The 12,802-nt window shown below is 72.9% G+C and carries 12 protein-coding genes; 3 read left to right on the top strand and 9 right to left on the bottom strand.

The window, feature by feature from the left end; translation table 11 throughout:
- Window positions 1–756 carry a hypothetical protein gene (locus CXR44_RS40970; protein WP_245899257.1) on the bottom strand — a complete coding sequence of 252 codons (756 nt, stop codon included), beginning with the start codon at window positions 754–756 and terminating at the stop codon, window positions 1–3.
- Window positions 757–777: 21 nt separating this feature from the next.
- On the opposite strand from CXR44_RS40970, the gene CXR44_RS17970 reads away from it, so the two are divergent.
- Window positions 778–960: a hypothetical protein gene (locus CXR44_RS17970; RefSeq protein ID WP_101787213.1), complete on the top strand. Its 183-nt coding sequence runs from the start codon at window positions 778–780 to the stop codon at window positions 958–960.
- On the opposite strand, the gene CXR44_RS17965 is transcribed toward CXR44_RS17970, so the two are convergent.
- Window positions 936–2,498 carry an ABC transporter substrate-binding protein gene (locus CXR44_RS17965; RefSeq protein ID WP_101787212.1) on the bottom strand — a complete coding sequence of 521 codons (1,563 nt, stop codon included), beginning with the start codon at window positions 2,496–2,498 and terminating at the stop codon, window positions 936–938. The two genes, CXR44_RS17970 and CXR44_RS17965, sit on opposite strands and share 25 nt — an antisense overlap.
- A gap of 164 nt (window positions 2,499–2,662) precedes the next feature.
- Between CXR44_RS17965 and CXR44_RS17960 the strand changes: the two genes are divergently transcribed.
- Window positions 2,663–4,561 carry a sensor histidine kinase gene (locus CXR44_RS17960; protein ID WP_245899239.1) on the top strand — a complete coding sequence of 633 codons (1,899 nt, stop codon included), beginning with the start codon at window positions 2,663–2,665 and terminating at the stop codon, window positions 4,559–4,561.
- Window positions 4,554–4,910 carry a DUF742 domain-containing protein gene (locus CXR44_RS17955; protein ID WP_101787211.1) on the top strand — a complete coding sequence of 119 codons (357 nt, stop codon included), beginning with the start codon at window positions 4,554–4,556 and terminating at the stop codon, window positions 4,908–4,910. The genes CXR44_RS17960 and CXR44_RS17955 overlap by 8 nt, the downstream gene beginning before the upstream one ends.
- Window positions 4,911–4,913: 3 nt before the next feature.
- On the opposite strand, the gene CXR44_RS17950 is transcribed toward CXR44_RS17955, so the two are convergent.
- From CXR44_RS17950 to CXR44_RS17920, 7 genes are read right to left on the bottom strand one after another with little or no spacing between them, the layout of a single operon-like run.
- Window positions 4,914–5,798 (bottom strand): ABC transporter ATP-binding protein, encoded by an 885-nt coding sequence (locus tag CXR44_RS17950; RefSeq protein ID WP_101787210.1) that lies wholly within the window; start codon window positions 5,796–5,798, stop codon window positions 4,914–4,916.
- Window positions 5,795–6,532 carry an ATP-binding cassette domain-containing protein gene (locus tag CXR44_RS17945; protein WP_101787209.1) on the bottom strand — a complete coding sequence of 246 codons (738 nt, stop codon included), beginning with the start codon at window positions 6,530–6,532 and terminating at the stop codon, window positions 5,795–5,797. Before CXR44_RS17945 ends, CXR44_RS17950 begins: the two co-directional genes overlap by 4 nt.
- A complete protein-coding gene (locus CXR44_RS17940; RefSeq protein WP_245899238.1) occupies window positions 6,529–7,371 on the bottom strand; it encodes an ABC transporter permease in 843 nt (280 codons plus the stop codon). Before CXR44_RS17940 ends, CXR44_RS17945 begins: the two co-directional genes overlap by 4 nt.
- 11 nt (window positions 7,372–7,382) lie before the next feature.
- The gene (locus tag CXR44_RS17935) at window positions 7,383–8,399 is read right to left on the bottom strand and encodes an ABC transporter permease (RefSeq protein WP_101787207.1); all 1,017 of its coding nucleotides are present in this window, start codon (window positions 8,397–8,399) and stop codon (window positions 7,383–7,385) included.
- 4 nt (window positions 8,400–8,403) lie between these two features.
- Entirely contained in the window at window positions 8,404–10,017 is a 1,614-nt protein-coding gene (locus tag CXR44_RS17930; protein ID WP_101787206.1) for an ABC transporter substrate-binding protein, read from the bottom strand.
- A gap of 23 nt (window positions 10,018–10,040) precedes the next feature.
- Complete coding sequence (locus CXR44_RS17925) at window positions 10,041–11,579, bottom strand: hydantoinase/oxoprolinase N-terminal domain-containing protein (protein WP_180903523.1); 1,539 nt, start codon at window positions 11,577–11,579, stop codon at window positions 10,041–10,043.
- Window positions 11,576–12,637 (bottom strand): S-methyl thiohydantoin desulfurase family protein, encoded by a 1,062-nt coding sequence (locus CXR44_RS17920; RefSeq protein WP_101787205.1) that lies wholly within the window; start codon window positions 12,635–12,637, stop codon window positions 11,576–11,578. The genes CXR44_RS17925 and CXR44_RS17920 overlap by 4 nt, the downstream gene beginning before the upstream one ends.
- Window positions 12,638–12,802 lie beyond the last annotated feature (165 nt).

Here is a 12,802-nt window from a genome sequence, read left to right as displayed (position 1 = left end):
TCACGCCACCGGGCCGGAGCGCTCCACTCCCACGGTGATCTCGTTGCCGAGCTTGTGGTCGCCGAGCAGGTCGAGGGAGTCGCCGCTCCAGAACCTGCCCGGGTCGTACCAGTGGGGGCGGCGCCCGGTGGGCAGCAGCCCCATCTCCTCGTAGGTGAGCGCGACGACCTCGGCGCAGTAGGCGCTCTCCAGCGCGCGTTCCTCGATGCGCCGCGCCTCGGTGCGCCGCGCCTCGGTGCGCCCCTGCCTGAGCCGCCGTGCCTCGGTGCGCCCCTCCCCGGCGTGCTGCTCCCCGGTGGGCCCCGGGTCGGTGCGCGGCCGCCACCGCGGGAACCGCGGCCTGGGGACGCGGCCGCGCGCCCAGCGGGCGGCCAGGCGGGCCGTGCTGGGGAACGGGGTGCCGTCCAGCCGGGCGACCGTGCGCAGCGCGGCGTCCTCCATCTCGGCGGTGGCCTGGGGTTCGAGCTGGCGCAGCCAGGCGCGCTGGCCGTAGCGGTTGGCCCACACCGTCACGGCGTCGCGCAGGTCGTGCAGCTGCACCCCGCGCCGGTGGGTGCCCGACCACAGGTCGAGCAGCGATCTGCCCAGCTCGGCGTGCCACATCATCGGCGGCAGGTCGTCGACGACGATGGCCATGCCCACGTGGTTGACCGGGCTGTTGGTCATCGTCTGGATCGCGCGGTCGGGCACGGAGCGCCCGCGGAACACCCACAGATCGCCGGTCCGGGTCAGTTCGACGGCCTCATCGAGAGTCAGCACGCTCGCTAGCCTAGGCACATGCGTTGGTGGAAGATACTCGGGCTGGCGGGGGTCGCGGGGGTCGCGGCGACGGGTGTGGCGATCGCGCGGGCGGAGCGCCGCCGCCGCGCCTACACCCCTGAGGAGATCAGGGTACGGCTGCGCGAGCGCGTGGAGGGCCGCCGGTCGGAGGGCCGTCAGCCGGAGGGCCGCAACCCGTAGACGAAGACCACGTCCGGGTAGGCCGGGTTGTCCTCGTAGCCCTGGACGCCGCCGAGGTAGGCCCGCTGGTAGTTGACCACCCAGGGCAGCGCCGCGGCGGCGTGCCGGTCGAGCACGCGGTCGGTCGCCTCGGCGAAGGCGCGCTGGGCGGCGGTCCGGTCCCTGACGGTCAGCTGGGGCAGCGTGTCGATGAGCTCGTCGGTGGCGGGGTCGTGGAGGTAGGTCAGGTTGAAGACGGTCGGGTCCTGGCTGCGGAAGACGTTTCCGAAGTAGGAGTAGCCGTCGGCGTAGTCGGGCCACCAGTACATGACGAAGATGTCCTGGCCGCGTTTCTTGCCCAGGTCCCACTGGGCGGTCCACGGCATGGCCCGGGGCGTCAGCGTGACGTTGAGCGGCTTGAGCGCCATGGCCAGCCGGTTGACGAGCAGCCGCTGGTCGGTGTCGCCCTCGGCGTAGGTGAGGCTGAGGCGCAGCGGCCGGCCGCCGGGGCCGTACCCGGCCCGCTGGAGGAGCCGCCGGGCGCCCGCGAGGTCCTGTCCGGGCACCCGGTCGGGAACGTGCCCGACCAGCCCCTCGGGCACGATGCCGCTGGCGGGTGAGACGGCGCCCTTGAGCAGGCGGACGACGCCGCGGTAGTCGACGGCCTTCTGCACCGCGCGCCGCACCCGCACGTCGGCCATCGGCCCGTTCGCGGTGTTGAACAGCAACATCGCGACCTGGAACGACGGCCGCTGCGAGGTGCGGACGCCCGGTGTCGCCCTGGCCCGCGCGTACAGGCGGGGGTTGAGGCGCTCCACGAACCCGGCCTCGCCGCGCAGCAGCATCCGCCAGGCCCGGTCGGGGTCGGGCACGACGCGGTACTTGACCGTGCGGTAGTGCGGGCCGGCCCAGCCGCCCCAGTAGCCGTCGTACGCCTTGAGGGTGAGCTCGTCCTCCTTGCCCTTGCGCCAGGACGCCACCGTGTACGGCCCGGAGCCGGCGTCCCTGCCGCCCCGGAACCAGCCGCGCAGGTCGGCGGCCGCCTGGGTGTCGTAGATGTAGGCGGCGTAGCCGGCCGAGGCGACGAGGTCGAGCGGGACGGCGTACTTCAGCGAGAAGGTGACGGTGACGGGGTCGTCGGCCCGGATGCGGGAGACGGCGTCCCAGATGTAGGCGGCGCCGCCGCCGACCTTCATCGTGCGCTCGATCGACGCCTTGACGGCCGACGCGTCGAGGGGCCTGCCGGTGTGGAAGGTCACGCCGGGGCGGAGGGTGAACGTCCAGGACCGGCCGTCGGCGGACGTCCGCCAGGACGTGGCCAGCCGGGGGGCGGCCTTGCCGGTCACGGGGTTCCAGAGGGTGAGTGTCTCGTAGACGTTCTGGAAGGCGATGATCTCGTTGGAGTAGGAGGTGGCGGGGTCCCAGTCGGTGACGACGTCGAGGTTCTGCACGATGACGAACGCCGACTCGCCGCGGGGCGCCTGCCGCACCTGGGCGGGGGCCGTGCACGCGACGAGGGAGAGCAGCAGGGCGGCGGCCGCTGCGAGTCGACGGCGCAACGCTGTCTCCCTCGGTGATGGACGTACGCCCGGAAACCTACTAGATGATCAACGCCACAAACCCAAAAGTCCCGAAAAATTAGGACTTCCAGAGATCGAATTGCTATTCTCGTGCGTTGTCCCGTCCGGGGTTCACCAGCAGGGGACCGACCGGAAGAGGTGCCATGGGTCGCAGCCGCACGATCCGCCTGAAGATCATCGGCCTGCTGCTGGTCCCGCTCGCCTCGATGGTGGTGTTGTGGGGTGTCATCACCGCCGTCACGGCGAGCGAGAGCTTGGAGCTGCGGCAGTACAAGACGCTCTGGACGAACCTCCGGCACCCCGCCGACCAGCTCACCGCCGAGCTTCAGCGCGAGCGGCTGGCCTCGGTGAAGCTGCTGCGCGGCAAGAGCACCGCCGTCGTGCAGGAGCTCGCCGCCCAGCGCGCCCGCACCGACGCGGCCGACGAGCGGTTCCGGCAGCTGTCCGCCCGTTCGATGCACACCTCGGAGGCGATCCGCACGCAGGTGGATGTGGTGCTGACGCAGGTGCAGCGGCTGGACGCGATCAGGGGTGACATCGACACGGGCCTGTCCGGCCGGCTGCAGGTGATCGAGGCGTACAACGCGATCACCGACGCGCTGTTCGGCCTGCACAAGCGGGTGGCGTTCATCGACGACATCCCGCTGTACGAGCAGTCGCGCGTCGTCATCGACCTGGGGTACGCCCGGGAGCTGCTGAGCCGGGAGCAGGCCATCGCCGCGGGGCCGACCACGGCCGCCGAGCGCCGCCTGTTCACCCAGCTCGTCGGCAACCGGCGCTTCCTCATCGACCAGGCGCTGGGCGAGCTGGACCCGGGGCTGCGCGAGGTCCAGGTGTCGCTGGTCACCTCACCCGGCTACCAGCGGCTGCGGCTCATGGAGGACCAGATCATCGCGGGCGGCGCCCCGCGGTCCTGGCTGAGCGCCAGCGAGGCGTTCAGCACGTCGTTCCAGGACGCGCAGACGCAGGCCGGGGCACTGCTCACCGAGCGGGCCGAGCCGGTGGCCGACGCCGTCCTGTGGCGGGCGTTCCTGCTGGCCGGCACCTGTTTCGTGCTGGTGATCGTGTCGATCGCGTTCTCGCTGCGGATGGGCACCCGGCTGTCGAAGGAGCTGGGGGCGCTGCGCGAGGCGGCGCTGGAGGTGGCCACGAAGCGGCTGCCGCAGGTCGTGGAGAAGCTGCGCCGGGGGGAGACGGTCGAGATGCCCGAGCTCTCCGTGGCCACCACCACCGCCGAGATCGGCGACGTGGGGCAGGCCTTCTCCACCGTCCAGCAGACGGCCGTGGAGGCCGCGGTCGGCCAGGCGCAGCTGCGCGACGGCGTCGGCCACGTCTTCCGCAACCTGGCGCGCCGCAGCCAGACCCTGCTGCACCGCCAGCGCATCCAGCTGGAGGACATGCAGCACCGGGCCACCGACCCGGACGCCCTGGACGACCTGTTCCGGCTGGACCACCTGACCACCCGCATGCGCCGCCACGCGGAGGGCCTGATCATCCTGTCGGGCGCCACGCCGGGCCGCGGGTGGAGCAAGCCGGTGCCGATGCTGGACGTGGCCCGGGGCGCCTCGGCCGAGGTCGAGGACTACCAGCGGGTCATCGTCGAGCCGATGCCGGCCCAGCGTCTGGCCGGACCGGTCGTCGGTGACGTGATACACCTGATAGCCGAGCTGATCGAGAACGCCACCGTCTACTCGCCGCCGCACACCCCGGTGCAGGTGCGCGGGGAGGTGACGGCCCGCGGCTTCGCCTTCGAGGTCGAGGACCGCGGTCTCGGGATAGGCGCCGAGGAGCTGGCCGGCCTGAACGAACGGCTGGCCAGCCCACCGGAGTTCGACCTGGCCGACAGTGATCGGCTCGGCCTTTTCGTCGTTTCCCGCCTGGCCGCCAGGCATGACATCCGCGTGACACTGCGCGGTTCACCATATGGAGGGACCACCGCCATCGTGCTGATCCCGGCAGAACACGTGAGCGATCCGCCGGCCGAGCCGGAGGAGCGCCCGAAGGAACCTGTCCGTCCGATGCGGGTGGTGCAGGGTGAGTGACGAGCGCTGGCTGGACGAGGACGCCGGTCCGATCGTCCCGGCCTACCTGCTGACCAAGGGCCGTACGGTGCCCGCGAGCGAGGCCATCGACCTCATCGCGGTGATCATCACGGCCGGCGGCCTCACCCCGCCCGTCGGACTCGGCCCCGAGCACCTGATCATCCTGCAGAAGTGCACGACCCCCACCCGGCTCGTCGACGTGGCGGCCGAGCTCAACCTGCCCATCGGCGTGGTCCGGGTGCTGGTCGGCGACCTGCACCAGCAGCAGCTCGTGCAGGTGGAGCTGCCGCCGCCCGCCCCGTCCGCCAGCGTGCTGCTGGAGGTGATCAGCGGCCTGAAGGCCCTGTGACGCTCAGCGGCCCCGGAGGACCTCCTCGGCCCGGTGGCAGGCCACCCGCCGGCCCTCGATCTCCCTGAGCGCGGGCGTCCGCCCGCACTCCGCCACGGCCAGCGGGCAGCGCGAGCGGAACGGGCAGCCGCCGGGCTCGCCGACCGCCGACGGCTCCGGGCGGGCCGCGACCCGGGGCGGCTCCCCGCCGAGCCTGGGCACCGCGTCCCGCAGCGCCCGCGTGTACGGGTGCGCGGGCGCGTCCAGCAGCTCCGCCGTGGGACCCGACTCGACCACCCGGCCCGCGAACAGCACGTACGACGTGCGGCAGAGCCGGCCGACCACCGCCAGGTCGTGGGTGATGAGCAGCCGTCCGGTGCCGAGCCGGGCGAGCAGGTCCAGGATCTTCGCCTGCACGGTCATGTCGAGGGCGCTCGTGGGCTCGTCGAGGACGAGCAGCCGGGGGCCGGCCGCCAGCGCCCTGGCGATCACCACGCGCTGGCGCTGGCCGCCGGAGAGCTGGTGCGGCCTGCGGCCGGCCAGCTCGGGGTCCAGGCCGACCTGCTGGAGCAGGCCGGGCACGCGATCGCGGGCGGCCCGGGGAAGGGCCTCGGCGATCGACGCGCCGACGCGCATGCGGGGGTCGAGGGCCTCGCCCTGGAAGACGGGCTGAACGTCTCGCCGGAACCGCCTCATATCCGCTTTTTTCAGGTTCTGGTCGCCGTACCAGATGGTTCCGGACATGGGGGTGAGGAGGCCGAGGAACGCACGCGCCAGCGTGGTCTTGCCCGACCCGCTCTCCCCGATCAGGCCGACGCCGCCCTCGGTGATGTCGAGGGTGACGTCGTGGACCACGGGCGTGCGGCCGTACCCCAATGTCACCCCCTCTGCCCGCAGCAGCGTGGTCACGGCAGCGCCTCCAGCAGTTCGCGCGTGTACGGATGGGACGGCCGCGCCAGCACCTCGGCCGCCGGGCCGGTCTCGACCACCTCGCCGTCCTTCATGACGAGCACCCGGTCGGCGATGGTGGAGACCAGGGCGAGGTCGTGCGAGACGAGAAGCAGCGCGAGGTCGCGCTCCTCGCGCAGCCGGCGCAGCACGCCCATCACCTCGGCCTGCACGGTCACGTCGAGGGCGCTGGTCGGCTCGTCGGCGAGGACGACCCCGGCGCCGAGCGCGATGGCCAGCGCGATGGCGAAGCGCTGCGCCTGCCCGCCGGAGATCTCGTGCGGGTAGCGGCGCAGCAGCTCAGGGTCCAGCATGACGGCCGCCATCGCCTCCCGCGCCGCGCGGTCCGGCGCGTCGACGCCGTGCAGCCGGAGGGCGCGCCGCATGAGCACGCCGAGGCGGGTGGTGGGGCTGAGCGCGGCCTGCGGCGCCTGCATGACCAGCGCCACGCGCGCGCCGCGCAGCTCGCGCAGCCGCCGCTCCGGCGCGCGCAGCACGTCCACCCCGCAGACCCGGACCTCGCCCGACACGTGGGCGCCCTCGGCCAGGCCCAGCAGCGACAGCAGGGTGGTCGACTTCCCCGATCCGCTCTCCCCCACGATGGCCACGCACTCCCCCGCGCGCACGTCCAGCTCGGGGACGCGGGCGGCGGTGCGGCCGCCGTAGCTCACCCGCAGGTCACGTACCTCGATCACCTGACCACCACCCTGCGCGGATCGAGCGCGTCGCGCAGCCCCTCGCCGACGAGGTTGGACGCGAACGCCGTGAGCATGATCGCCAGCCCGGGGAAGGTGACGACCCACCAGTTCGTGGTGAACAGGGTCTGGCTCTGCTGCACCATCAGCCCCCACTCCGCCGTCGGCTCCTGCGCGCCCAGCCCCAGGTACGACAGGGCCGCCGCGGTCAGGATCACCCCGCCCGCGTCCTGGGAGAGCTGGACCAGCACGGGGGTGAGGGAGTTCGGCAGGACGTGCCGCAGCACGATCAGCGGCGCCGGGACGCCCAGGCAGCGGGCGGCGTCCACGTAGGGGCGGGTGGCGACCGAGGCGGCGACGGAGGCGGCCAGGCGGGCGTACCACGGCCACCAGGTGACCGCGAGGGCCACGATCACGGTGGTGACGCCGGGCTGGAGCACCACGGCCAGCGCCAGCGACAGCAGCAGCGCCGGGAACGCCAGGAACACGTCCGTCACCCGCATGATCACGTCACGGACCCAGCCTCCGGCGTATCCGGCGACCACGCCGAGCAGCACGCCGACGGTCGCCGCGACCCCGAGCACGGCCACGGCGATGACCAGCGACGTCCGCCCGCCGTACAGGACCCGGGTGAGCACGTCGCGGCCCGCGCTGTCGGTGCCGAACCAGTGCGCGGCGCTCGGCGGCAGCAGCGCGTTGACCGGGTCGGGCTCGTCGGCCGGGTACGGCGCGAGCCAGGGCGCGAGGACGGCCGCCAGCACGATCACCGCGAGGAGCGCCGCGCCGAGCACGGCCGGCCGGTCCCGCGCCGGGGCCCCCGCACCGCGGCCCCACCTCACCACGGCCCCCCTCACCGCGGCCTCGCCCTCGGGTCCACCACGCCCTGCGCGAGGTCCACCAGCAGGTTGGCGAGCACGTACACGAGCGCCACCAGCAGCGTGACGCCCGCGATCGCCGGTGTGTCCAGGTGGCGGATCGACTCGACGGCGTACCGGCCGAGGCCCGGCCAGTTGAAGACCGCCTCCACCAGGAAGCCGTTGACGATCGCGTAGGCGAAGACCAGGGCGATGAGCGACAGCAGGGGGTTGAGCGCCGGCCGCAGCGCGAACCTGGTCAGGACGGCCGTCTCGCCGAAGCCGAGCGCCCGCTCCATGCGCGCGTGGTCCTGCCCCGACTCCTCGATCAGCGCCGCGCGGGTCATCTGCGCGATCACCCCGGTCGGGTACGCGGCCACGACGAGGGTGGGCAGCACCAGGTGCTCCAGGGTGCTGGTGAAGATGGGCCAGTTGCCGGTGATGAGGGCGTCCACGACGGTGATGTTGGTCCAGAGCGTGAGCGGGCTCGTGGTGTCGAGCGCGGCGTCGTACTCCCCGGCGACCGGCAGCAGGTCGAGATGGCCGGCGAAGACCGTCTGCAGGGCCAGGGCGAGCCAGAACACCGGGACGGAGACGGCCAGCATGCTCGTCACCCGCACCCCAATATCCGGAAATTTCCGCTTATAGCGGGCGGCGAGTATCCCGACCGGGATGCCGACCACCACCGCGACGAGCAGCGCCGCGCCCACCAGTTCCAGTGAGGCCGGGAACGCCACGTACAGGTCGTCGAGCACGGGCTGCCGGGTGCGCAGGCTGGTGCCCCAGTCGCCGGTCACCAGGTCCCTGACGTAGTTCCAGAGCTGGGCCGGCAGCGGGTCGTCCAGCCCGAACCGCTCCCGCGCCTCGGCGAGCTGCCGGGGCGTGGCCTTCGGCCCGGCGAACGCCACCGCGGGGTCGCCCGGCACCATCCGCATGATGACGAACGTCAGCCCCACCACGCCGGCCACGACCAGGAGCGCCTGGCCGAGCCGGCGGGCCACGTAACGCGGCACGACCTCAGCCGGCGGGCTTGAGGTCGTAGAAGAAGACCACGTTGGGATAGGCCGGGTTGTCGGCGTACCCCTCCACGCCGGCCGACAGCGCGCGCTGGTAGGTCTGCACGTACGGCACCGCCACCGCGGCCTCCTCCTGGAGGATCTTCTTCTGCAGCCCGGCGTACGCCGCGTCGGCGGCCAGCGCGTCGGTGGCCGTGAGCTGCGGCAGGGCGTCGATGGCCCGGTCGACGGCGGGGTTCTTCAGGTAGGAGAGGTTGAACTGCGGCTTGTCCGCGCTCTTGAAGACGTTGAGGAACCACGAGTAGGCGTCCGGGTAGTCCGGATACCAGTACATGACGAAGATGTCCTGGCCCTGCTTCTTGCCGAGGTCCCACTGGGCGTTCCACGCCATCGGCTTGGCCTGCAGCGTCACGTTCAGCTTCTTGAGCGTCGAGCTGAGGAGCGTGACGAGCAGCTTCTGGTCCTCGTCGCCCTGGGCGTAGGTGAGGGTGAGCTTGAGCTCCTCCAGGTCGGGGCCGTAACCGGCCGCGTTCAGCAGCTCCTGCGCCCGGGCGAGGTCCTGCCGCGGCTCCATGCCGGCGACGTGGCCGAGCAGCCCCTTCGGCACCAGGCCGGAGGCCTTCGTCCCGGCGCCCTTCAGCGCCGCGACCAGGCCGTCGTAGTCGATGGCGAGCTGCAGCGCCTGGCGCACCTTGACGTCCTTCATCGGTCCGGACGCGGTGTTGGGCAGCAGCAGCAGGTTCTGGAAGGACGGCTGCTGCGCGGTGCGCACGCCCTCGGTCATGCCGGCCTGCTCGAACAGCTGCGGGTTCAGCCGGGGGACGAAGTTCACCTCGCCCTTCTGCAGCAGCTGCCAGGCGGTGGTGATCTCCGGTGTGACGCGGAAGCTCACCTTCTTGTACTGCTCGGGCTTCCAGCCGCCCCAGTAGCCCTCGAACGCCTTCAGCGTGAGCTCGGTCTCCTTGCCCTTCTGCCACGTGTCGATCGTGTACGGGCCGGTGCCGGCGTCCTTGGCCCCGTCCTTGAGCTCGTCGGCCACGGACGTGTCGTAGATGTGGGCCGCGTACCCGGAGGAGGCCACGAGGTCGAGCGGGGCGGCGTACTTGAGCGTGAACTTCAGCGTCGCGGGGTCCACGGCCTCGATCGTCTTGACCGAGCCCCAGATGTAGGCGGCCCCGGCGTTGACCTTGATGGTGCGCTCGATGGCCTTCTTGGCCGCCTCGGCGTCCATGGGCGCCCCGGTGTGGAACTTCACGCCCTGGCGCAGCTTGAACGTCCACTCCTTGCCGTCGTCCGCCGAGGACCACTCGGTGGCCAGGCGCGGCTCCGGCTTGCCGGCCTCGGCGTTGTAGCGCGTGAGCCCCTCGTAGATGTTGGCCATGGCGATGATCTCGTTGGAGTACGAGCTCGCCGGGTCCCAGTCGGTGACCACGTCCAGGTTCGGGGCGTAGACGAAGGTGGCGTCGTTGGCCTGGGCCGCCGCCGACGGGCCGGTGGAGGTGCTCGGCTGGGGAGTCCCGCCGGCGCCGCGTACCTGACCGCCCGCGCACGCGGATGCGGCCATGGCCACGGCGCCGGCGACTCCGGCGACGAGCAGTCGCTTGTGCCAGCGCATGGATGAGGGTCCTTTCGATGTCGTCACCGGGCGAGAGGTCCGGCGGCCTTGACGTGTACCCGCACGGCGGGCTCGGAGAGATAGCTCAGCGGCACCTCGACGAGGTCGACGATCTCGACCTGCGCTGCGTCGGCACCCGCGGCGACGGCTCGCGCCGCGGCCTCCTCCTTGGCCCTTTCGATCGCCTTTGACCGGCTTTCGCCCGCAGGCAAGATCGTATCCACTCTGCCGCTCGCCAGCGCGATGGCGGCGCCCACGGCGTTGGCCACCTCGGCGTGGTCGGGGCGGACGACGCGGCTCGCACCGGGGATCCGCGGCGCCAGCAGGAACGCCCCGCCGCCGACCGCGACCAGCGGCCGGTCGCCGCGGCCGAGCGCCATCCGGTCCACGGCGTCGGCGACCATCTCGTCGGCGCGCGCCACGGCCGCCCGCATCAGGTCGTCCCGCCGGAGCGCCTCCCGCCGGTCCGCCAGGCCCGGAGGGACGCGGCCGGCGGCCACCGCCGCGTCGGTCATGGTCACCGTGCCGCCGCCGAACACCAGCGCCTCCTCGGTGATCCGGTATCCCACCGAGTCGGGCCCCACGCCGTGCTCGCGGACCACGCTGCCGCCGCCCAGCGCGATGGCCAGGATGTCCGGCATGCGGAAGTTGGTCAGCACGCCGCCGATCTCCACCGCCGCCGCCGACTCCCGGGGGAACCCGCCCACCAGCACGCCGAGGTCCGTGGACGTCCCGCCCACGTCGGCCACGATCGCCTCGGCCACACCGGACAGGAACGCGGCGCCGCGCAGGGAGTTCGCCGGCCCGGAGCCGATGGTCGCCACCGGCAGCCGCGCCGCGTGCTCCACCGTCATGAGCGTGCCGTCGTTCTGGGCGAGGTACGGCCTGGCGGCCAGCCCGCGCCCGGCCAGCGCCGCGGTCAGCGCCTCGACGACGTGGGCGGCCACGCCGTACAGGGCGGCGTTGAGCACGGTCGCGTTCTCGCGTTCGAGCAGCCCGAGCGAGCCGACCTCGTGGCTGAGCGACACGGGCAGCCCGTACTCCCGCCCGACCAGCTCCGCCACCTCCCGCTCGTGGCCGCCGTCCGCCGGGCTGAACACGCCGGTCACCGCGACGGCGTCGGCCGCCACCCCGTCCAGGAAGCGGCGGATCGCGTCCCGGTCGAGCGGGCCGATCTCGCGCCCGTCCACGTAGTGCCCACCGGCCACCACGGTCTGCCCGGCGCAGACGGCCTCGCGCAGGTCGGCGGGCCAGCCGCACAGCGGCGGCACGGACGTGGTGGCGGGCGCGCCGAGCCGGAGCACCGCGACCCGGCCGAGGTTGCGGCGTTCCAGGACGGCGTTGGTGGCGTGGGTGGTGCCGAGCATGACCCGTCTCACGTCCGGCGCCGCGGCGCCCGCCTCGGCGAGGACGGCGTCCAGCGCGGCCCGCAGGCCCTCGGTCACGTCCGGCGTGGTCGGCCGCTTGGCCTTGGCGACCACCCGGTCGGCGGCGTCCAGCACGACGGCGTCGGTGTTCGTGCCGCCGACGTCGATGCCGACACGCAGCGCTTCCTCGATCACTTCGTCAGCTCCTCGACGGGCACGTAGTCCAGGTCGTAGCCGAACGCCCGGGGGCCCGCCGTACGGAGCCCCTCCGGCGTGCGCCAGAGCGGGTCGCACGGCCAGGCCAGCACCGTGACCCGCTGGCCGTAGCGCAGTGCCTCGGTCTGGATCGCGGCGGCGGTCTCGGTGTCGACCACGGTGATGAGGTCGGGCACCATGGCTCGGACCCGGCCGTCCTCGACCGCCACCAGGTTCTCGTTCTGCAGCTCCAGGGTGAGCCGCCGGCCCCGGTCGTCGCCGGTGCCCTCGATCGTGGCCGTGCCCCTGACGAACCCGCCGGTGGTGCGCCGCTCCACGTCGGTCAGCTTGCCGCTGATCAGCTGGACGGCGCCCAGCTCGTCCCGCAACGCGCGGAGCGGGGCCGGGCCTTCGGTGGCCCGCCCGACGGCCAGCGCCCGCGACACCGTCCCCTCGATCAGCGCGCCCCTCGCCCGCCCGGCGGTGAGCACGTAGTCGGCCATCAGCGCGTGCGAGCCGGCCGCGACGCACACGGCCCGGGCCAGCCGCTCCGACCACAGGCCGTCCACCGGTCGGATGGTCACCACGTTCCCGGCCACGTCGGCCATGATCACGAGGTCGGCCGGCAGCCCCGCCACGTACATCGAGACCATCTGCACCTCGGGGAACGCCCGGCCCATCCCGTCGGCGTCCAGCAGCGGCAGGCCGAGCTGCGCGGCCCAGGCGACGGGCGCCACGCCGTTCGCGCCGCCGATCTCCGAGGACATGACCACGTCCGGCGGCCGGCCGAAGATCCGTTCGATCTCCTCGGCGATCCGCCGTGGCTCCTCCTCGCCGTGGATCATCTCGTGGCTGACGGTGGGCGCCCCGATGCCGGACAGCGGCACGATCAGCGCGTCGGCGGCCAGATCCCGTGGCCGGACGAGCGGCACCGCCCCGTACTCCTCGATCGCCCTGCGCGCCGCCAGCGCGCCCGTACGCACGTCTCCTCCGCCCCCGGTGCCCAACACGGCACATCCCCGGGCAAGAGCGGCAACATCCCCTAAATCAATCTTCATATGGCGACACAACCAAGCACATGCCACCGGCTTTCGCCAGTCGGCATGAGGACCGAAGCGACTTATCGCCGCGAAGTCCCGTTTCACCGCACGATCTCGCCCCAGGCTGAGACCCTGATCCCGCCATGCCCGAACTCCACCAGGCACCCCGCACGGCAGGAGCCC

The sequence above is a fragment of the Nonomuraea indica genome, assembly GCF_002850745.1.
GTDB classification, from domain to species: domain Bacteria; phylum Actinomycetota; class Actinomycetes; order Streptosporangiales; family Streptosporangiaceae; genus Nonomuraea; species Nonomuraea indica.
This window is presented reverse-complemented; position numbering and strand designations above follow the sequence as displayed.

Excerpts from the sequence above, each read along its gene's own strand:
- CXR44_RS17970 (WP_101787213.1), top strand. The coding sequence starts at position 778 with ATGCGTTGGTGGAAGATACTCGGGCTGGCGGGGGTCGCGGGGGTCGCG.
- CXR44_RS17960 (WP_245899239.1), top strand. The coding sequence starts at position 2,663 with ATGGGTCGCAGCCGCACGATCCGCCTGAAGATCATCGGCCTGCTGCTG.
- CXR44_RS17930 (WP_101787206.1), bottom strand. The coding sequence starts at position 10,017 with ATGCGCTGGCACAAGCGACTGCTCGTCGCCGGAGTCGCCGGCGCCGTG.
- CXR44_RS17920 (WP_101787205.1), bottom strand. The coding sequence starts at position 12,637 with ATGAAGATTGATTTAGGGGATGTTGCCGCTCTTGCCCGGGGATGTGCC.